The organism is Microterricola viridarii (assembly GCF_001542775.1).
GTDB lineage: Bacteria > Actinomycetota > Actinomycetes > Actinomycetales > Microbacteriaceae > Microterricola > Microterricola viridarii_A.
In genome coordinates this window covers 805,359-825,202 of record NZ_CP014145.1, presented here as the reverse complement: position 1 = coordinate 825,202, position 19,844 = coordinate 805,359, and the positions used below count along the sequence as shown (strand labels likewise).

The following is a 19,844-nucleotide window of genomic DNA, read 5'->3' as shown; positions in this document are numbered from 1 at the left end:
GGTGTCCTCACTGTTTGGGCGGGTGGTGGAAATTGTGGGGCGGCGAGGCTTAGCCGGCCAGCAGTGCGGTGGCCGTGTCCTCGTCGGTCACCAGCACGGTGCAGAGCCCGCTGCTGACGACGGCGCCGGCGACGGCGTGCTTGCTGGCGCCGGAGATGACGGCAATGGTGAGTGCCGCGCGGCGCAGGTCGTCGAGCCGGATGCCGACGGTGCGGTCGTCGAGCGCCGGGTCGACGATGTTGCCGTTGCTGTCGATGTAGCGGCCGATGACGTCGCCGACGGCCCCCTTGCGCACGAGGTCTGAGACGTTCTCGGCCGTGATGTAGCCGCTGTCGACGTGCACCGAGTTCTGATCGGCCGCGCCGGCGCTGAACAGGTAGGCGTTGGCCGTTCCGGCCATCTCGAGCACGGCGGCGACGGAGCGGTCAGACTCGATGGCCCGCTTGGTCTCGATGCGCTCCAGGATGGCGGGGCTCGGCAACAGTGTCGCCTGGCCGCCCGCCTTGCTGGCAATGGTGACGGCGGTGGTCGCCGCCGTTCCCGCGCGTTTGTTCAGGCTGACGCCGCCGTTGATCTGCACGACGTTGACGCCGGGCGCCCAGCCCTGCTTGAGGTGCATGGAGACATCGTGCATGGTGCGGCCCCAGCTGAGGCCGAGGGTGCGCGGGATCGGGCGCAGCGAGGTGAGGTAGTCGGCGGCGGCCTGGGCGGTGCGCGACTGCAGCTCGTCATCGCCGGTGATGCCGGCGGCCGAGACGACGATGGCGTCTTTCAGACCCAGGTGCTCGCGGAGCTGGCGCTCGATTGGCAGGCGGCGGGCCCGCGGGTGAACGATCTCGATGCGGATGAAGCCGTTCGCCTTGGCCTGGGCGAGCAACCGCCCGACCTTCCACCTCGTCAGCCGCAGTATCGATCCGATCTCGTCCTGCGTCTTGTTCTCTTCGTAGTAGAGCTCCGCAGCGCGGATCGACAGCAGTTCGTCGCTCTCGACCATGGTCCGCCTTCCTTTCCTCCAGAGTAGGCGCGCCCGTCCACACAATCAACACTCGTAGCCCTCTCTGCTCATATGAGCAGAAGGGGCGGCGAGTGTGCGCACTCTATGCTCGAAGCCATGTCTGAACTCTTCGCTATCGCGCTCGACATCGGCGGCACCAAGGTCGAGGCTGCCCTGGTCGACGGGCACGGCGCCGTGCTCGCCGGCAGCCGCCACCGCGCACCAACCGGGCGCGAGCGCAGCGCCGAGCAATTGGCCGACAGCGTGCGCACAGTTCTCGACGGCGTGCTGGCCCTGATCGGCCCGGATGCCGCCGTCTCCCCCGCCTCCGTGCTGGGCGTCGGCATCGGCGCGGCCGGCCCGGTCAACCTTGCCGAGGCTCGGGTCTCGCCGCTGAACATGCCGGTCTGGGACGACTACCCGCTCAGCGCCCTCGTCGCCGACATCGTGCACCCCGTCGTTCCCGGCATCCCCGTCACCCTGCGCCTGGACGGCCTCTGCATCACGCTCGCCGAGCACTGGGTGGGCGCGGCGTCTGGGCACGACAACGTGCTGGGCATGATCGTCTCCACCGGCGTCGGCGGCGGGCTCATCCTCGGCGGCCGCACCGTGCCCGGCCCCACCGGCAACGCCGGACACGTCGGCCACCTCGAGGTCGGCGGGCACGAGGATGCCTGCCCGTGCGGCGGCAGCGGCTGCCTCGAGGCCGTCGCATCCGGCCCCCGCACCGTCGCCTGGGCGAACGGGCAGGGTTGGGTGGGCGACACCGGCGAGCAGCTCGCCGCGGCCGTCGCGGCCGGTGACCCGGTCGCCCTGCGCGCCGTGGAGCGCTCCGGCCGCGCCATCGGGCGGGCGATCGCCTCGGCAGCCAGCCTGGTCGACCTCGACGTGGTCGCGATCGGCGGCGGCTTCTCGCATGTCAGCCCGCTCCTGTTCGAGCACGCCCGCGCCGCCGTGGCCGAGCGTGCGACGTTCGGGTACGTCACCCGGCTGCAGATCGTGCCATCGGCGCTCTCCGGCGAGGGCCCGCTGATCGGCGCGGCCGCGCTGATCCACCGCGCGGAGATGGTCGGCTAGCTCTCGCCTCGGCAGCGGATTCAGCGGCGTGCGGCGTGCCCGTCTTCGAGCATGTGCGGCCGGGCGACGATGGAACCGGCGAACGCGCACACCACGGCCGAGCCGATCAGCACCAGAAGCGGAACCGTCCAGCCGCCGGTCATGTCGTGCAGCAGGGCGACCAGCAGCGGCCCGAACGCGCCGATCGTGTACCCGGCGCCCTGCACGAAGCCGCTGAGCGCGACGGCGCCCTCGTGGGTGCGGGTGCGCAGGTTGATCAGGGCGAGCGAGAGCGGGAAGATCAGCGGACCGCATCCGGCCAGCGCGACCCAGAGCCAGGTGGCCTGGCTGGGCACGAGCAGCAGGCCGAGGTAGCCGACGATGAAGAACGCGACGCCCAGGTAGACCAGGATGCCGACGTGGCGCAGCCGGGCGGCCAGCAGCGGGATCACCAGCGAAGCGGGCAGGCCCATCGCGGCGTACAGCGAGAGCATCGTGCCCGCCTGGGCCGGGGTCAGCCCGGCACTCTCGACGAGCAGGGCTGGCAGCCAGGCGAACATCGCGTAGGCGTTCAGCGACGACACGGCGAACACGATGGCGAGAGACCAGCCGATGCTGGAGCGCCAGACCCGTACCAGCAGCTGCGGCCGCGCCTCCTCCGGCAGCTCAGACGTGTCTGGGCGGTGACCGATCGTGAGGGTGAGCCAGGGCACCAGCGCGATCACGCCGAACACGGCCCACATTCCGAGCGAGAAGTGCCAGCCTGCGGCATCCGCCACCGGAACGGCCAGCAGCGGGGGCAGGAACGTGCTCACCGACAACGCCGTGGCGTAGAGGGTGGTCATCAGCCCGATGCGGTCGGGGAAGTACTTCTTGACCAGCGGCGGCAGCAGCACGTTGCCGACGCCGAAGCCGGCGAACGTGACGGCGCTGCCGAGCAGCAACATCGGCAGCGACACAGAGAATCCGCGCAGCGCCTGCCCGAGCACGATCGCCAGCAGCGCGACGATGAGCACTCGCTCCAGACCGAACCGGCGGGTGAAGACGGGCGTCAGGATGCCGAACAGCGCGAAGCACACCGGCGGCAGCATGCCGAGCACGCCGAGCACGGCCGGGGACAGCGGGATGTCGGCCGCGATCTGGCCGGCGATCGGCGAGAAGGCAGCGACGGCGGTGCGCAGGTTCAACGCGACGAGCAGGATGCCGAGCAGCGCGAGGGTACGCCCCGCCCAGAGCGGGCGGGCGGTTTGATCAGGCACCTCTGAAGTCTAGGCTTGCTGGCATGAGCGACCTGGCCAAACACCTCCCCCTGAGTCAGGGCCAGCGCGGCGACGATTCCGCCGTCGACGGCGACTGGAGCGGGGCGTTGGCCCTCGTGCTGCACCGCATCGCCGGCATGCTCGAGCGGATGCCGGCCGAGCGCTGGGCCGCTGCGGGCGGCTGCCCCGGCTGGAGCCCGGCCGAGTCGGCCGCGCTTCTGCTCTGGCGCTTGCGGACGCCGGCGCGGGAACGGCGCTCCGCCCTCTGGGGCGAGCTGCCACGGCATCCGCTGCGCCCGGCCCAGGCCCTCGAACAGCGTGTGCGGGCGAGCGCGGAACGCACAACAGCCGGCGCAATTGCGGAGCTGAAGGCTCTGGCCGACCAGCCGGCGACGCAGCCGGCCCGCATCGGCGATCTGGCCGCCGCCGTCTGCGCGGCAATCGACATTTCCGCAGCGGAGGGCGCAGCGAGCGGAATTGCCCCGCTCACCTCGGGTGCCGTGGCACTCTACCAGGTGCAGCGCGCGCCGTACGCGGTGCGCGCCGCCGTGCGCGGGAGCCGGCTATACGCGGCGGACGCGGACTGGAGCGTGGGGCGCGGCACCGTCAGAGAGTCAGACGCCGAGACGATCCTGCGCTTCCTGTTCGGGCGCGGAACGCGACTGCCCGGCAGCTGAGCTGAGTCTTGACAGGCTGGGTTATGACAGGCTGGGTCAGGCCAGGCTGGGTCAGGCCAGGAGCGCCTTGGCCTGCACGACGTCGTCGGCCATCTGCGCGATCAGCGGCTCGATGCCGGTGAACGCCACCATGCCGCGGATCCGCGCGGCGAACTCCACCTTGACGTCGTGGCCGTAGAGGTCGAGCTCCTCGTCGATGACGTATGCCTCGACCTGCTTCTGCGGAACGCCCTCAAAGGTCGGGTTGTTGCCGACCGAGATGGCCGCCGGGTAGCGCACGTCGCCGTCGACCAGCCAGCCGGCGTACACGCCGTCGGCTGGCACCAGGCCCTCGGAGTCCGGGGAGAGGTTCGCCGTCGGGAAGCCGAGCTCGCGCCCGCGTGCCGCACCGTGCACGACCTCGCCGCGCACCGTCGGGATGTGTCCGAGCAGGCGGCCAGCCCCGGCGACGTCACCGTCAGCCAGCAGTTCGCGAATCCAGGTGGACGAGATGCGCCGCTCACCGTCCGGGTGCACATCGTCGATGACCTCGACGGTGAAACCGAGCTCGGGGCCGAGCGTCCGCAGCAGGGCGGCGTCGCCGGCCCCCTTGGCGCCGAAGCGGAAGTCGCGGCCGATCAGCACGTGTGCGGCGTGCAGGGCGTCGACCAGGATCAGCCGGATGAAATCCTCCGGGCTCTGCTGCGCCAGCGCCTCGTCAAAGGCGAGCACGACGGTGGCGTCCACGCCGGTCTCTCCCAGAAGGTCCAGCTTCTGCCGGGTACTCACCAGCGCCTTCGGGCATTTCTCCGGGGCGAGGAACTCGAGCGGGTTTCGGTCGAAGGTGACAGCGACCGAGGCGAGCGCCTCGGCATCCGCCCGGCGCAGCATCGCGTCGATGAGCGCACGGTGCCCGGCATGCACGCCGTCGAACTTGCCGATGCTCACGGCCGAGCGCGGCCAGTCGGCCGGCACCTCCTCGATTCCGGAGAAGATGCGCATCAGGCGGCCTCGGATGCGGCGGCGACTCGCTCCGCCGTGCGCGTCTTGGCCAGCCACCAGAGGCCGAGCCAGGGCAGCACCAGCGGGATGAAGAGGTAGCCCATGCCGAAGAACGACCACACGGTCGTCTCGGGGAACAGCTCCGGCATGGCCAGGCTGAGCGCTCCGACGATGAGCACACCGGCGGCCTCGACTCCGATCGCAATCCAGGCGACCCGGTTCCACACCGGTCCGGGGGCGATCAGGGCGACGGTCGCCACGATGTAGATGGCGGCGGCGATCGCAGAGAGCGTGAAGGCGAAGGGCGCGGTGTCGAAACGCTCAATGATCTGCACCACGGAACGCCCCGTCGCGCCGAGGGCGAGAACGGCGTAGACGACGATGAGGAGACGACCGACGCCGCTCGAGCGGCCGGCTCGCGGGCGGGGGAAGGCTGAACGGTCACAGTCATTGATTATCGCAGGAGTGCGGAGCGCCTACGCGCCCTGCACCGTCCAGATCTGCAGCATGCGGTAGAGCATGACCGCCACGGAGAGGGAGGCGACACCCAGGATCACGGTGCTCCACTTGCTGCGCTCGATCAGCGCCCAGAAGCCGGCGGCGATCGGAAGCAGGGCGGCGGAGATCAGGTACACCCAGAATTCGAGTGCGCTGCCGCTCGGGTCGTTCCCGGTGAGCGGGGCCACGATCGCGAGCACGATCTGCACGACCAGCAGCAGTTCGACGATGCCGAGGGCGCCGAGCACCAGATCACTCGGGGTGCGCCCGGCGAGCCCGCGAACGATGGCCAGCAGACCGGCCAGCACGGCCACGGCAATCTGCAGATAGGTGAACCAGTCGATCATGCCTCGGGCTCCTGCGCTGTTGCGGATGCGGGTGCATCCTGCGATGTGGCGGGTGCCGGGGCATCCGTCGGGAAGTTGACGACGGACTTGCCGCTCTTGCCGCGCACCTCCAGCAGGCCGACGAGGCGGCCGCCCGGGGCGATCGCGGAACGCAGCGCCTGCGGGTCGGCTGCTTCGCGCTGCGCCGCGCTTAGTTCGATGCGCTTGCCGTGGCCGAGGTCGATGGCCTGCTGTGCGTCGAGTTCGAGCCGCGGGAACAGGGCGGAGGCGGCGTCGGCCGGTGGGATCAGGGAGCTGGCGACGTCGAGCGAGTCCAGCTCGCCGGCATCCGTCACCAGGAAGGGCCCGATGCGGGTGCGGCGGAGCGCGGTCAGGTGGCCGCCGACGCCGAGTTCGGCGCCCAGGTCGCGGGCCAGAGCGCGGATGTAGGTGCCGGAAGAGCATTCGACGCGCACGGCGAGGTCGAGGTAGCCGTCGACGACGGTGCTGCCGAGAAGTTCGAAGGCAGAGACGGTGACGGCGCGGGATTTCAGCACGACCTCTTCGCCGGAGCGGACGAGGGCGTAGGCCCGCTTGCCGTCGACTTTGATGGCGCTGACCGAACTCGGAACCTGTTCGATGTCGCCGGTGAGTGCGGCGATGCCTGCCGTGATCCTGGCGGGGTCGATGTCGGTGGTGCCCGGGGCGGGCACGTCGCCGATCAGCTCGCCCTCTGCGTCATCCGTGGTGCTGGCAGCGCCGAGCCGGATGGTCGCGAAGTACTCCTTGTCGAGCCCGACCACGTAGGTGAGCAGGCGCGTGGAGCTCTCGATGCCGAGCACGAGCAGGCCCGTCGCCATCGGGTCGAGGGTGCCGGCGTGGCCGACCTTGCGGGTGCCGGCCAGACGCCTGGTCCTGGCTACCGCGTCGTGACTGGTCCAGCCCTGCGGCTTGTCAACAAGAAGAATGCCGCTGCTGCTCACAGTGCAAGGCTAACATCGGCGCGCGGCCACTTCTTTCAGCCGGCTGGGCCCTCATCAGGCCGTACGCTCGAAGCATGAGAATTGCGGTCATCGGGGCTGGCGCCCTGGGCGGAACATTCGCTGCCCTGCTCAGCCGGGCCGGCCACGAGGTCGAGGTGACGGCGCGCGGCGCACAGCTGAAGGCGATCCGTGCGCGCGGCATCAGGTTGAGCGGCGGTTTCGGCGAGTCCACGGCGCTGGTGACGGCATCAGAGACGGTGAGCGCGCGGCCGGAGCTGCTGCTGCTCTGCACCAAGGCACAGGATGCCGAGGCGGCGCTGCGGCAGAACATGGGTGTTCCGGGCGGGCTCGACGGCGTGCCCGTCATCGTCGTGCAGAACGGGCTCGACGGGGTGGCCATGGCGGAACGCCTGCTGCCCGCGTCCGACTGCTTCGGGTTGCTCGCGATCATCGCCGCCAACTACACAACGCCGGGCGAGGTGCGCATCACGACGGCCGCTCCCAGCTATCTGGGGCGTGGTTCCGGGCCGGCGGATGCCGCGACGCGACACTGGCAGGGCATGCTCTCTGCCGCCGTGCCCGTCATCGCGCAGGACAACTTCGTCGGCGCGCAGTGGACCAAGCTCATCGTGAACATGCTGAACGGCCTGCCTGCAATCACCGGCCTGACGGTGCAGCAGGTCGTCGCGCACCGCGGCCTACGCCTGGCGATGACCCGCAGCATGCGCGAGGCTGTCATGGTCGGCATCGCGAAGGGCGTGCGCTTCGGCGCGCTGCAGGGGCTCGGCAACGCCCGGCTGCGCTTCTTCTCCCAGATGCCGATCGCGCTCGGGCAGGTGTTGCCGTTGTCGATGAAGTGGCGCATGGGCAACGTGCCGAACCTGGGCTCGACCCAGCAGAGCCTGCGCCGCGGCCAGCCGAGTGAGATCGATTTCCTGAACGGCGCCATCGTGCGGGAGGGCGCGGCCGCCGGCATCCGCACCCCCGTGAACGCCGCCATCACCGCGCTCGTGCACGAGGTGGAGCAGAGCGGCGAGTTCCTCTCCCCCGAGCGCGCCCTCGCCCGCATCGCGGCCGCGGCCTGAGCCGTCCGCGCATACCCACGTTGGCTCGAGGGAGCGCCAGCGACCGAAGCCAACACACCGAGACCGCAGTAGTCGGGCACACAGCTGGCCGTTTCCACGGAGCCGCTCAGGGCTTCGGGCGCTGCGCTGCTCCTTCGTCGCGGCGCGGCGCCCTCCAGCCGACGTGCGGAGAACGGCGGCGCCCTCCAGCCGACGTGCCTATTCACGTTGGCTCGAGGGAGCGCCAGCGACCGAAGCCAACACGCTGAGAATGCCGTAGTCGAGCACACAACCGGCCGTTTCCACGGAGCCGCTCAGGGCTTCGGGCGCTGCGCTGCTCCTTCGTCGCGGCGCGGCGCCCTCCAGCCGACGTGCGGAGAACGGCAGCCGGCGTGCATACTCACGTTGGCTCGAGGGAGCGCCAGCGACCGAAGCCAACACACCAAGAGTGCAGTAGCCGAGCACACAACCACTCCCGCAGCCCGCAGATGCCGCAGCCGACCATTTCCACGGAGCCGCTCAGGGCTTCGGGCGCTGCGCTGCTCCTTCGTCGCGGCGCGGCGCCCTCCAGCCGACGTGCGGAGAACGGCGCGGCGCCCTCCAGCCGACGTGCCTATTCACGTTGGCTCGAGGGAGCGCCAGCGACCGAAGCCAACAGGCGGGCAGCTCAGCAGCTGTCGGCGAAGACGCGACGCGGGGTCGACGGGGTCGAGTTGTCGACGATGGCGGAGGCCTGACCGCGCGGGTTCGCCTCCTTGAAGTAGATCCGGTCGGCGTCGCCGTCCGGCCCGTCCAGCGGCTCACTGTCGAGGAAGATGCTGTAGTTCCAGAGCCCGCGCAGCTCCGGCCTGTTGATAAACCGGCCGTCGATGATCAGCGTCGCGTCGATCGGACCGGTCAGCCACTTCGGCAACACCTGGATACCGCGCTTCGGGTCGAAGGCCTTCGTCACGAACCCCGTGCTGCCGCCCATCTTGAACGGCCCGACGAGCACCCGACGCAGCAGCGAGTAGTCGAATCCGTAGTTGTAGTAGCGCTCAGGGGTGTCCTCGCCGTACTTCGCCTGTTCCTCGCGGGAGCGGTGGAACCACTCCAGGCTCGCCCGGAACACCGGGTGCCCGCGCTCGGTGAGCACGGCGGCCAAGTCGTCGCCGAAGGCGGTCTTGCCGCTCTGCAGCGCGCCGTCGATCGCGACGATCGTGCGGCCGTGCCCGTAGTTGTGCATGATCTCGTCGCCGAGAGCGCGAAGGAAACGCACGCGCGGGGTGAGAACCAGTTCCATGATCGAAGCCTACGCCGCGCGCGCCCCCATCTGGGCCGCCTACGCTGGAGCTGATGAGCACGCGCACCGCCACCCCGCCCCGCACCGACAGGGGCCCCAGCACCGACAGGAACCCCAGCACCGACAGGGATCCCCGCACCAACGGGAACCCCAGCACCGAGCTGGCCTCCGACATCATCGCCTGGTTCCACGAGAACGGCCGCACGCTGCCCTGGCGGGAGCCCGGTTTCAGCGCCTGGGGCACCCTGGTCAGTGAGTTCATGCTGCAGCAGACGCCCGTCTCCCGCGTGATCCCACACTTGGAGGCCTGGCTGGAGCGCTGGCCGACGCCGGCCGACCTCGCCGATTCTCCCCCGGCCGAGGCGCTGCGCGCCTGGTCCAGCCTCGGCTACCCGCGCCGGGCGCTCTGGCTGCACGAGGCGGCGGTGCAGATCACCGAGCGGCACGCCGGCGTTGTTCCGGATGACGTCGACGACCTGCTGGCGCTGAAAGGCGTCGGCGACTACACGGCCCGCGCCGTTGCCGCCTTCGCCTACGGCAAGCGGCATCCCGTCGTCGACACCAACACCCGGCGGGTCATCGCCCGGGCCGTGCAGGGTCAGGCGGAGCCAGCCCCGCCCAGCCGGGGCCGCGACCTGGCCGCGATGGAGGCGTTGCTGCCCGAGAGCGACACCGACGCCCACGACTTCAACGCCGGGATCATGGAGCTCGGCGCGCTCATCTGCGTGGCGAAGTCACCGCGCTGCGGGCAGTGCCCGGTCAGCGCGCGCTGCGCCTGGCTGGCCGACGGCTCCCCCGCCTACCTCGGCCCGGTGAAGGCCGTGCAAAAGAAGTACGAGGGCTCGGACCGCCAGGTGCGCGGCTTGATCATGAAGGAGCTGCGGGCCGCCCACAAGCCGGTGACGACCGCCGAGATCGAGACGCTGTGGCCGGATGCCGTCCAGCGCACGCGTGCGCTGGACGGGCTGCTCGCCGACGGGCTGGCCGTGGCATCCGCGCAGGGCGGGTACACGCTGCCGCACGGGTAGGGGGGCTCGGTTTCCGGTTGGAAACCGGGTCTCGATACGGCCCTGGCGGGCCTACTCGACCAACGGGAAGGGCGGCCCTGGCGGGCCTACTCGACCAGCGGGAAGGGCGGCCCTGGCGGGCCTACTCGACCAGCGGGAGGGGGCTGACCAGCGGGTTTAGAGGGAGCTTGGCTTCGGTCGCAAGCTCCCTCGAGCCAACGGGGGAAACGGGCGCCCCGAGCGAGCTCCCTCGAGCCAACGGGTGGCGGGTGAGAGGCGCCGCTACACGCCCTGGCGGAGGGCCGAGATCGGCTCGATCTTGCTGGCCTTCGCCGCCGGGTAGGCCCCGGCGACCAGGCCGACGACGGCGCCGAGCACGGCGCAGCCCAGCACCATCGGAAGGTCGATGATCGGCGTCCACTGTTGCACGAGCGACACCCCGACCACGGCGAAGACGCCGAGAGCGGCACCGATCAGCCCGCCGAGCAGGCCGATCACGACCGATTCCACGGTGAACTGCGCCCGAATCTCACGCCGGGTGGCGCCGAGTGCGCGGCGCAGGCCGATCTCGCCGACCCGCTCAGACACCGAGAGCAACGTGACGTTGGCGATGCCGAGGCCGCCCGCCAGCAGCGCGATCAAACCGAGCACCAGGAACACGATGTTGACGTCGGCCTGTACGCTCTCCTGCAGCTCGGAGCCGGACTGCGGGGCGACGACGTCGAAGTTGTCCGGCGTGTTCGGGTCCAGGGCGATCGGCGCCTGCTTGCCGACGACGCCGCCGGCGCCGATGGCGATGCGCACGTGCAGCTCCTCGGCCGCCCCCATGCCGAAGTCGGCCTTGGCTGTGCCGAGCGGCAGGATGACGGCATCCAGCATGTCTGTTCGCCGCTGCACACCGTCGATGATGCCGATCACCGTGTAGGCGCGTTCCCCAATGAAGATCGCCGGCTGCCGGTCGACCCGATTCACACCGAGCTCCTCAGCGGCACGCGTGCCGAGCACGACGACGCGGTCGGCGCGCGCATCATGGCCGGCATCGAAGAAACGGCCAGTCACCACGTTGCCGCGCACCGCGTCGAGCAGCCCTGCCGAGCCGGCCAGCAACGCCGGCCCTGCGCTCTGCGCCGCGGATGGGTCGTTGACGGGCACGGCGGTGATCTGCTGCCCCGCAGCGTCGACGGGGCCGACCAGGCCGGCCTTCTCGACGCCGGCCAGTCGTTCCACCCGTTCCGGCGCGTCCCAGGGCAGCGTCGTCTTCGGCTTGCCACCACCGAACATGTTGCCGGCCTGACCCGGCTTCACCAACACCTGGGTGGCCGAGACGGAGTCGAACTGGCGGGCGATCTGCCCGGCCGCCGTCTGGGCGAAACCGATCGTCACCACGAGCGAGGCGATGCCGAGCACGGTGCCCATCGTGGTCATCACGAGGCGCCCGGTGTGGCCGCCGATGCCGTGGCTGGCCTCGACCATGAGGTCTTGCACGGTGAACCGGTCGGCTCGTTTCACCGGGTTCACGGGGCGCGGCGCGCGGGCTGTGCGTGTGAACGGCTTCTTCAGCCAGTTGAAGTTGATCTTCTTGGGCGGATCAGTCGTCATCGGAGCACGCTCACTCGACCATCATCGATGCGGATGCCGCGGCTGGCACGCTCGGCGACCGCGTTGTCGTGGGTGATCACCACGAGCGTCAGCCCGTCGGCGTTGAGCTCCTCGAACAGATCCATCACCTCGCGGGAGGTCTGCGCGTCCAGGTTTCCGGTCGGCTCGTCGGCGAGCAGCAGCCGCGGCTGGGCGATGACGGCACGGGCGATGGCGACGCGCTGCCGCTCACCGCCGGAGAGCGTCGTCGGCAGGAAGCCGATGCGGTGGCCGAGGCCCACCCGTTCCAGGGCGGCCAGGGCGCGCGGCATCCGCTCGGCCCGGGGCACCCCGCTGTACAGGGTGGAGATGAGCACGTTGTCGAGCACCGTGCGCCGCGGCAGCAGGTGGAAGGACTGGAAGACGAAGCCAATGCTGCGCCCGCGCAGAGCCGCCCGCTCCTCCTCGCTGAGCGAACCGGTGCGCACGTCGTCGAGCAGGAACTCCCCGACGCTCGGCCGATCCAGCAGGCCGAGCACGTTGAGCAGCGTCGACTTGCCTGAGCCGCTCGGCCCGACGATCGACAGGTAGTCGCCGCGGTTGATCGCCAGGTTTACGCCCTTGAGCGCCTGTACCTCCGGCGGGCCGGGGAACGACCGGGTGACGTCGATGAGCTCGACGACGGTCTCGGCAGGCCCGGAGGGCGCGGTGCTCAACACGGACGTGGCGGGATCGGTCATCGGCCGACCACGACCTGCTCGCCCTCCTCGATGTCGCCGGTGATCTCGACAAATCCCTCGGCGGCGAGCCCGGTCTCCACCGGCACCAGCCGGGTGTCCTTCTCGCCGGGCACGTAGACCTCGACGCGCGACTCACCGCCGGCTCCCGCCGTCAGCGCCGCCGCCGGAACGGCCAGCACCTCGCCGGCCGTCGCCCCGATCGGGATCGCGATGCGCACGTTTTGCCCCTGCATCGCCTGCACCTGCTCCGGCGTCGGGTCGACCAGGGCGAGGGTCACGTCGTAACGCGCACCCGCCTCCTTGCCCGTCGCCTTGCGGGGCTCGACCGACTTCACGATCGCGCCCAGAGTGGCGTCGTCGAGCGTGACGGTTGCCTGGTCGCCAACCTTCAACAGTTTCGCGTCGCTCTCGGCCGCGGATGCCGCCAGCACCAGTTCGGCGCCGGAGACGCGCATCACGGCGCCCTGGGCGACCGTGCCGCGCTTGGCCATCACCTCGTCGACCCGGCGCGGCAGCCCGGCCAGGTAGATCACCTCGCTGGATGGCAGGAAGGTGAGGGTGCCGTCTTCTGCCGCCTGCAACGCCAGCCGGGCGTCATCGAGGGCGCGCTGGGCGAAGCCGATGGCTGAGTTCTCGCCGCTCGTGTCGGGCGCGGCCAGGCCCGCAGAGCGCTCGGCGATCGCGAGGCGCAGGTCGCCTTCTGCCGCGGCAACGACCTGAGGGTCGATCTTGCCGGGCACCGCTGGCTTCGTCGGGTCCTCGGCCGGAACTGCCGGCGGGTTCTTCGCGGCATTGAGCGCCAGCTCCGCGTTGCGCACTCGGTTGTCGAGCTGGATCCGCACCGCTTCGGTCGCGCCCGAAGCTGCCGTGTCAAGGGCGCGCTGTGCACTGGCCAGCCCCTCCTCAGCGGAGCGGACGCCGTCGCGGGCGCCGCGCACGGCAGCCGCGCTGCCCTCAGCGGGCTCCGGAGCCGGGTAGCCGACACGGGCGTAGAGTTCGCCGACCGCGGCCGCGGTGGCCGCGTCGAAGCTGTTCGAGTCGCCCGGGTCGATGCCGACAGAGCGCAGCGCGTCCTTCAGCTGGGTGACGTCGGGGCCGGCCAGTCCGAGGCGCAGGCTGCGGTAGACGGGCAGCTCCCCCGGCAGCACGATGACGGGGCGGCCGGCGACCTCGAGGGCGACGGCCCCTGGCTCCAGGGTCGCCCCGGCCTCTGGCACGCGGCCGGTGACGACGGCTGGGCCGCTGCGGTCGCCGGATTCCAACGCCACCTCAACGGAGTCGGCGTACTTCACGTCGCCGCGCAGGGTGACGTCGTTGGAGAGCGAGCGCAGCTCGACGGGCACCGTGATGAGTCCGGGCTCCGGCGGCTTGGCGTCGGCCGCGGCCTGGCCGGGCGAGACGATCACGGCGCTCAGCGCTACACCGGCGACGAGCGAGACGACCGCAACGGCGGCCAGCACCCAGAGCGCGCGGTTGCCATGCAGCACACGACGCCACCCGGACACGGCCGGGTCGGCGCGCGCCGGCTTCTCCGGCTCGGGGTCAGCGGTGCTTCCCGCGTCGGGCGAGACGGGGTCCAAAAGGTCTGCGAACTCGTCCGGCTCGCTGCTGCGCCTGCTCATTACTTCTTCGTCGCGTACTCGGCGAGCATCGCGTCGAGCTCTGCCTTGTTGTCCTCGACGAACTGGGTCTCCAGCGCGAACTGCACCTTCATGCTCTCCTGCGCGTAGTTCAGCTTCTTGGAGCAGCGGAAGTCGGCCAGAGCGACGTCGATCTCCTGCTGCTTGAGCTCGGCGAAGGCGTCCTTGCTGTCGCCGATCGGCTGCCCGGTCTCCGGGTCGTACTCCATCGACTCGTAGATGGCGTTCTGCGCATCGGAGATCAGTGTGAAGCTGTCCTGCTTGGCCTTGAAGTCCGCGAAGCCGGCATCCGCCATGCAGCTCGCCCAGGAACGGTCAAGCTCCTTGATCTTGGGGTCGGTCTGCGCGGACGTGTAGACGGTGTTCATCTTGTCGAACAGCGCTTTGTAGTCGGGGTCGGAGTAGGCCTCCTGGCCTTCGCCCTGCGTCTCGTGCTGGGCGGCTCCGTAGCATCCGCTGGTCTCCCAGTTGTACTCGTAGCCCTCGCCCTCCTCCATCGCGGCCATCTCTTCCTCGGTGGGACCGGGGCCGTGCAGAGTCTCGTAGAAGGCGCTCACCTCTGTCTCTGACAGGGTGGCGAGGTAGTCCTGGTTGGGATCGACGTACTCCTCAGCTTCCCCTTGCTGGGCTTCCATCTCCTCCTGGGTCTGCACCATGCCGTAGCCGTTGCTGGCCACCCACTCCTCGGTGTCGCGCTCCTCCATGTCGGTGCCCGAGGAGATCATCATGCCGCCGTTGTTCGTGTTCGGCGTGTACTCGAATCCCTCGTCCTTCATGCAGGCGGCGACGAGCTTCTCGATCTCCGCCTGTTGCGCGTCCATCGCGGCCTGGTCCACCTCGCCCCAGAGCGCAGACGTGTACTTGCTGATCGGGCTGTCTTCCCATTTGAGCTCACCCCCGCCGCCTCCGCCCGCGCTCGAACAACCGCTCAACGCGATTGCGGCGGCAACCGCCAGGCCGACAACGGACAAAGAAGTGCCAGTGCGCACGGTGACCCCCAACTCGTGTGTATCGGGCGGCGATCCCGCCAAACGGACCCCAGCCCGTCATCCCCCGCCCGAGCATAGCGGATGCCGGGCCCAGCGCAGCGGGACAGACGCCTACTGCATGGCCGGATACTCGGCGCGCAGGGCATCCAGCTCTGCCCGGTTGTCGTCGACAAAGCGGGCCTCGAGGGCGAACTGCACCTTCAGAGTCTTCTGCGCGTAGTCGAGCGCCTCCGCACAATGGAAGTCGGCCAGGGCGACGTCGATCTCCAGCTGCGTCGCCGCGGCGACCGCCTCCTGGCCGGCGCCGAAGGACACGCCGCCCTCGGAGTCGTACTCCAGCGTGTCGGAGATCCCGCCCTGCGCCTCTGCGACGAAGTTAAAGGCGTCCTGCTTCGCCGTGAAGCCCGAGTAGCCGGCGTCCGCCATGCAGCTCGCCCACGAACGCTCCAGCGCCTGCAGTGAAGGATCGCTGTACAGGCCGACGTAGACCGAGCCCATGCTCGCAAGCAGGTTCTGGTACTTCGGGTCGGAGTAGGCGTCTGTGCCTGCGTTCTGCGTCTGCAGCGTGGCGCTGCCGTAGCATCCGGCGCTCTCCCAGTCGTAGTCGTCTGGGCCCGCCTCCCGCATCGCCTCCCAGTCTTCGTCGGTGGCGCCGGGCCCGTATAGGGCCTCGAAATAGGCGCTCGCCTCGCTCTCGGAGAGGCTGGAGAGGTACTCCTCGTTCGGGTCGACGTACTCGATCGCGGCCTCCATCAGCGCTTCCATCGCTGACAGGCTGTGCGCCAGGCCGTAGCCGTTGCGCTCGACCCATTCCTCGGTTGCGCGTTCCGCCGCGCCGACCGGGCCCAACATGGGGCTCACGCCGTCGCCCGCGGGCAGTGTGTACTCAAAGCCGGCGTCTCGCATGCAGGGGGCGAGCAGCGCTTCTATCGCGGCGTCCCCTGAGAACGCGAACGCGCCCGGTCCGCCCCAGATCAGCGGAGCGAAGGCCGCCAGCGGGCTGTCCTCCTGGCTGAGCAGGACGTCGCCAGATGCGGCAGTGTCGGCGGGAGCGCCGGTTCCGCTGCCAGCACCGGGAGCGGCGGTTCCGCTGCCAGCGACGCTCGAACAGCCGCTCACCGCAACGGCGGCGGCGAGAATCATGCCAACAAGGCAGGACGACCTGCTCACGCGCACGGCAACCCCCAACTCGCGTGTCCACGGGCTGAGAGGTTATCGTGCGGGCGCTGGCCTGTCATCCCCACGAAGCGGGGGATGACAGCCGGACTCTACGCTGTGGCGTCGGCCTCGTCTTCGTCGGTGTCGTCGCGCTCGTCCAGATCGCGCGGCTTCACATACGGGTCCTCGTCGCCGGCATACGCCGAGCCGACGGCGAGTCCGGCCACGGCGGTGTCCCGCTCGTGCGCCTCGCGCAGCAGCTCGTCGATGTGCGCGGCGTTCTCGGGGATCGCGTCGAGCAGGAACTCCAGCGACGGCGTGAGCCGTGCGGTGAGGTTCTTGCCGACCTCGCTGCGGAACATGCCGGTGGCGGCCTTCAGAGCAGCCGCCGTGTCGGCGCGCTCCTCGTCGCTGCCGTACACCGTGTAGTACACCGAGGCGTGCTGCAGGTCGCCGGTCATCTGCACATCGGTGATGGTGACGAAGCCCATACGCGGGTCGCGGACGCCGCGCTCGAGGCGCTTGGCGATGATCACCTGGATCCGGTCGGCCATCTTCTTGGCGCGTGCCTGATCTACCATGGTCGTTTTCCTCTCGTGGGAATAGCTTTCAGAAAGCGATACGTGTAAAAGCACGATGGCCGAGCCAGAGGATTCTGACTCGGCCATCGTTACAGAGGGTGAACTCCGTGCCTGTGGTTAGGCGCGGGGCTTCTCCTTGAGTTCGATCGTCTCGATCTCGTCGCCGACCTGGATGTCGTTGAACTTGCCGAGGCCGATACCGGCCTCGAAGTCCGTACGGACCTCGGTGACGTCATCCTTGAAGCGACGCAGCGACTCGATGGCCAGGTTGTCCCCGACGACGATGCCGTCGCGGATGACGCGGGCCTTGGCGTTGCGCGTGATAGTTCCGGAGCGGACGATGACACCGGCGATGTTGCCGAACTTGGAAGAACGGAACACCTCGCGGATCTCGGCGACGCCCGACTGGACCTCTTCGTACTCCGGCTTGAGCATGCCCTTGAGCGAGCCCTCGATCTCGTCGATCGCGTTGTAGATGACCGAGTAGAAGCGCACGTCGACGCCTTCACGAGCGGCACGCTCGCGCGCCTTCGTGTCGGGTCGCACGTTGAAGCCGACGATGATCGCGTTGTCGATGGTCGCCAGGTTGACGTCCGACTCGGTGATCGCACCGACACCGCGGTGGATGATGCGCAGCTGCACGCTGTCATCGACCTCGATCTTGAGCAGCGACTCTTCGAGCGCCTCGACGGCACCCGAAACGTCACCCTTGATGATGAGGTTGAGCGACTCGACCTTGCCCTCTTCGAGTGCACGGGTGAAGTCTTCGAGGCTGATGCGCTTGCGGGCCTTGGCGAGCAGGGCGTTGCGCTCTGCAGCTTCACGCTTCTCAGCGATCTGACGGGCCATGCGGTCGTCATCGGTCACGATGAAGGTGTCACCGGCGCGCGGAACGCTGGAGAGACCCTGCACCTGAACTGGGCGCGACGGGAAGGCCTCGAGCACGGCGTCGCCGTTCTCGTCGGCCATGGCACGCACGCGGCCGTAGGCGGTGCCTGCAACGATCGAGTCGCCGACGCGCAGCGTTCCCGACTGGATGAGCACGGTAGCAACCGCACCGCGACCCTTGTCGAGCTTGGCCTCGATGGCCACACCGCGGGCGTCCTTGTTCGGGTTCGCACGCAGGTCGAGACCGGCGTCTGCGGTGAGCAGCACGGCGTCCAGGAGGTCCTGGATTCCGATGCCGTTGCGGGCAGACACGTCGACGAAGATGACATCTCCGCCGTACTCCTCGGCAACGAGGCCGAACTCGGTCAGCTGCTGACGAACCTTGGCCGGGTTGGCCTCTGGCTTGTCGATCTTGTTGACCGCGACGACGATCGGCACGTTGGCAGCCTGGGCGTGGTTGAGCGCCTCAATGGTCTGCGGCATGATGCCGTCATCCGCCGCGACAACCAGGATCGCCATGTCGGTGACCTGGGCGCCACGGGCACGCATGGCGGTGAACGCCTCGTGGCCCGGGGTGTCAATGAAGGTGATGGCGCGCTCGTGGCCCTCGTGCTCGGTCCAGACCTGGTAGGCACCGATGTGCTGGGTGATGCCACCGGCTTCACCCTCGACGACGTTCGCCTGGCGAATCGCGTCGAGCAGTCGGGTCTTACCGTGGTCGACGTGACCCATGACGGTGACGACGGGCGGACGAATCTCGAGATCCTCATCCGTCTCGTCCTCGAGCTCCTGGTCGAGGTCCATGCCGAAGCCCTCAAGGAGCTCGCGGTCTTCCTCTTCAGGGGAGACGACCTGGATCTTGAAGCCGAGCTCCTCGCCGAGCACCTGGAAGGTGGCCTCGTCGAGCGACTCCGTAGCCGTTGCCATCTCACCGAGGTGGAACAGCACCGTCACGAGCGAACCGGGGTTCGCATCGATCTTGTCGGCGAAGTCAGCGAGGGATGCACCACGGCGCAAGCGCACGACGGTGCTTCCGTTGCCGCGGGGTACGCTCACGCCACCCAGCGACGGGGCCTCCCGCATTTCGAATTCGGCTCTCTTCGTCCGCTTCGACTTGCGTGCCTTGCTCTTGCCGCCACCGCGACCGAACGCACCAGCGGTTCCACCGCCGGGGCCACGGCCACGGCCGCCTGCTCCACCGCCGGGGCGAGGAGCGAAGCCGCCAGCGGTGCCGGGGGCGCCGCCGGTGCCACCGGGGCGCTGGAAGCCACCACCGGCCGGGCGAGCGCCCGGCGTGCCTGGACGCTGCTGGAAGCCGGGGCGCTGGCCGAAGCCGGCCGGGCGCTGGCCCATGCCGGGTCCGCCGGGGCGGGGCGCGCCGGGGCGCGGTGCCGCGGGACGCGGGATGTTGCCGGGGCTAGCGGGACGCTGGCCCATGCCCTGCGCGCTGGCGAAGGGGTTGTTGCCGGGGCGGGGGTTCGCGGGACGCTGGCCCATGCCTTGGTTCGAAGCGAAGGGGTTGTTGCCCGGACGCGGTGCGGGGGCGCCGGGGCGCGGTGCACCGGGGCGCGGGATCGAGGAGCTGGGGGTGCCGGGAGTGGCGGCCGGGGCGGGGGCCGCGGCATCCGTGGTCTCGGCGGCAGCAGGCGCAGCCTCGCTCTTCTCGGCGGTAGCGGTCGCTGCTGCTGCCTCAGCGGCAGCGGCCTTCTCGGCGGCAGCCTTGTCGGCAGCGGCCTTCTCGGCGGCAGCCTGACGCTCTGCAACGGTCATCGGGGCGCTCGGCACGGGTGCCGGCGCCTTCGGGGTGGCCGGGGCCTCCTCCGAGACAGGTGCAGCAGGCGCTGCGGGAGTCGGTGCCTGAGGGGCAGGCTTTGCAGCGGCGGGCTTGGCCGGCGCGTGCGTTGCGGTTCCGACGAGTCCGGCGGCCTCAAGGGCAGCCTTCAGCCGGCGAGCAACCGGCGGTGCGATGCTCGAAGACGGGCCCTTGACGTATTCGCCCATTTCTTTGAGCTTGTCAAGGGCAGCCTTGGTGTCGACATTGAGTTCGGTAGCGATCTCATGTACGCGTGGATTTGCAGCCACAATTCTCCTGTTCCGGGCCTGCGCCCGGAAAGGGGCAGACCGTTAGTAACGGACGGGACTC

The 19,844-nt window shown here is 69.8% G+C and carries 18 protein-coding genes; 4 read left to right on the top strand and 14 right to left on the bottom strand.

The window, feature by feature from the left end:
- Positions 1–49: 49 nt before the first annotated feature.
- The gene (locus AWU67_RS03680) at positions 50–994 is read right to left on the bottom strand and encodes a sugar-binding transcriptional regulator (RefSeq protein ID WP_067226805.1); all 945 of its coding nucleotides are present in this window, start codon (positions 992–994) and stop codon (positions 50–52) included.
- 117 nt (positions 995–1,111) lie between these two features.
- Here AWU67_RS03680 and AWU67_RS03675 point away from each other — a divergent pair, with 117 nt between their 5' ends.
- On the top strand, positions 1,112–2,071 hold the full coding sequence (locus tag AWU67_RS03675; protein ID WP_067232068.1) for an ROK family protein: 960 nt from the start codon (positions 1,112–1,114) through the stop codon (positions 2,069–2,071).
- A gap of 20 nt (positions 2,072–2,091) precedes the next feature.
- Here the strand turns inward: AWU67_RS03675 and AWU67_RS03670 are convergent, their stop codons facing one another.
- A complete protein-coding gene (locus tag AWU67_RS03670; RefSeq protein WP_067226804.1) occupies positions 2,092–3,309 on the bottom strand; it encodes a CynX/NimT family MFS transporter in 1,218 nt (405 codons plus the stop codon).
- Between the two features lie 23 nt (positions 3,310–3,332).
- Between AWU67_RS03670 and AWU67_RS03665 the strand changes: the two genes are divergently transcribed.
- Positions 3,333–3,986, top strand: coding sequence for a hypothetical protein (locus tag AWU67_RS03665; RefSeq protein ID WP_067226803.1), 654 nt, complete (start codon positions 3,333–3,335; stop codon positions 3,984–3,986).
- A gap of 51 nt (positions 3,987–4,037) precedes the next feature.
- On the opposite strand, the gene AWU67_RS03660 is transcribed toward AWU67_RS03665, so the two are convergent.
- The 4 genes from AWU67_RS03660 to truB are packed head-to-tail and all read right to left on the bottom strand — an operon-like array spanning position 4,038 to position 6,774.
- Complete coding sequence (locus AWU67_RS03660; protein WP_067226802.1) at positions 4,038–4,967, bottom strand: bifunctional riboflavin kinase/FAD synthetase; 930 nt, start codon at positions 4,965–4,967, stop codon at positions 4,038–4,040.
- Entirely contained in the window at positions 4,967–5,422 is a 456-nt protein-coding gene (locus AWU67_RS03655) for a hypothetical protein (protein ID WP_425339197.1), read from the bottom strand. The genes AWU67_RS03660 and AWU67_RS03655 overlap by 1 nt, the downstream gene beginning before the upstream one ends.
- A 21-nt stretch (positions 5,423–5,443) precedes the next feature.
- Entirely contained in the window at positions 5,444–5,812 is a 369-nt protein-coding gene (locus AWU67_RS03650; RefSeq protein WP_067226800.1) for a hypothetical protein, read from the bottom strand.
- A complete protein-coding gene (gene truB / locus AWU67_RS03645; protein WP_067226799.1) occupies positions 5,809–6,774 on the bottom strand; it encodes a tRNA pseudouridine(55) synthase TruB in 966 nt (321 codons plus the stop codon). The genes AWU67_RS03650 and truB overlap by 4 nt, the downstream gene beginning before the upstream one ends.
- Before the next feature lie 74 nt (positions 6,775–6,848).
- On the opposite strand from truB, the gene AWU67_RS03640 reads away from it, so the two are divergent.
- Positions 6,849–7,859 (top strand): ketopantoate reductase family protein, encoded by a 1,011-nt coding sequence (locus AWU67_RS03640; protein WP_067226798.1) that lies wholly within the window; start codon positions 6,849–6,851, stop codon positions 7,857–7,859.
- Between the two features lie 646 nt (positions 7,860–8,505).
- On the opposite strand, the gene AWU67_RS03635 is transcribed toward AWU67_RS03640, so the two are convergent.
- Positions 8,506–9,120: a hypothetical protein gene (locus tag AWU67_RS03635; RefSeq protein ID WP_067226797.1), complete on the bottom strand. Its 615-nt coding sequence runs from the start codon at positions 9,118–9,120 to the stop codon at positions 8,506–8,508.
- A gap of 53 nt (positions 9,121–9,173) precedes the next feature.
- Between AWU67_RS03635 and AWU67_RS03630 the strand changes: the two genes are divergently transcribed.
- The gene (locus tag AWU67_RS03630) at positions 9,174–10,148 is read left to right on the top strand and encodes an A/G-specific adenine glycosylase (protein ID WP_082716751.1); all 975 of its coding nucleotides are present in this window, start codon (positions 9,174–9,176) and stop codon (positions 10,146–10,148) included.
- A 261-nt stretch (positions 10,149–10,409) separates the two neighbouring features.
- On the opposite strand, the gene AWU67_RS03625 is transcribed toward AWU67_RS03630, so the two are convergent.
- From AWU67_RS03625 to infB, 7 genes are all read right to left on the bottom strand, one after another.
- Positions 10,410–11,600, bottom strand: a complete 1,191-nt coding sequence (locus AWU67_RS03625) for an ABC transporter permease (RefSeq protein WP_067232063.1) — start codon at positions 11,598–11,600, stop codon at positions 10,410–10,412.
- 122 nt (positions 11,601–11,722) lie between these two features.
- On the bottom strand, positions 11,723–12,445 hold the full coding sequence (locus AWU67_RS03620; protein WP_067226796.1) for an ABC transporter ATP-binding protein: 723 nt from the start codon (positions 12,443–12,445) through the stop codon (positions 11,723–11,725).
- Entirely contained in the window at positions 12,442–14,067 is a 1,626-nt protein-coding gene (locus AWU67_RS03615) for a hypothetical protein (protein WP_234407350.1), read from the bottom strand. The genes AWU67_RS03620 and AWU67_RS03615 overlap by 4 nt, the downstream gene beginning before the upstream one ends.
- Positions 14,067–15,074, bottom strand: a complete 1,008-nt coding sequence (locus tag AWU67_RS03610; protein ID WP_129586625.1) for a hypothetical protein — start codon at positions 15,072–15,074, stop codon at positions 14,067–14,069. The genes AWU67_RS03615 and AWU67_RS03610 overlap by 1 nt, the downstream gene beginning before the upstream one ends.
- Positions 15,075–15,185: 111 nt before the next feature.
- Positions 15,186–16,217 (bottom strand): hypothetical protein, encoded by a 1,032-nt coding sequence (locus tag AWU67_RS03605; RefSeq protein ID WP_067226794.1) that lies wholly within the window; start codon positions 16,215–16,217, stop codon positions 15,186–15,188.
- 125 nt (positions 16,218–16,342) lie between these two features.
- The gene (gene rbfA / locus AWU67_RS03600) at positions 16,343–16,813 is read right to left on the bottom strand and encodes a 30S ribosome-binding factor RbfA (protein ID WP_067226793.1); all 471 of its coding nucleotides are present in this window, start codon (positions 16,811–16,813) and stop codon (positions 16,343–16,345) included.
- Positions 16,814–16,930: 117 nt separating this feature from the next.
- Positions 16,931–19,783 carry a translation initiation factor IF-2 gene (gene infB, locus AWU67_RS03595; protein WP_067226792.1) on the bottom strand — a complete coding sequence of 951 codons (2,853 nt, stop codon included), beginning with the start codon at positions 19,781–19,783 and terminating at the stop codon, positions 16,931–16,933.
- Positions 19,784–19,844 lie beyond the last annotated feature (61 nt).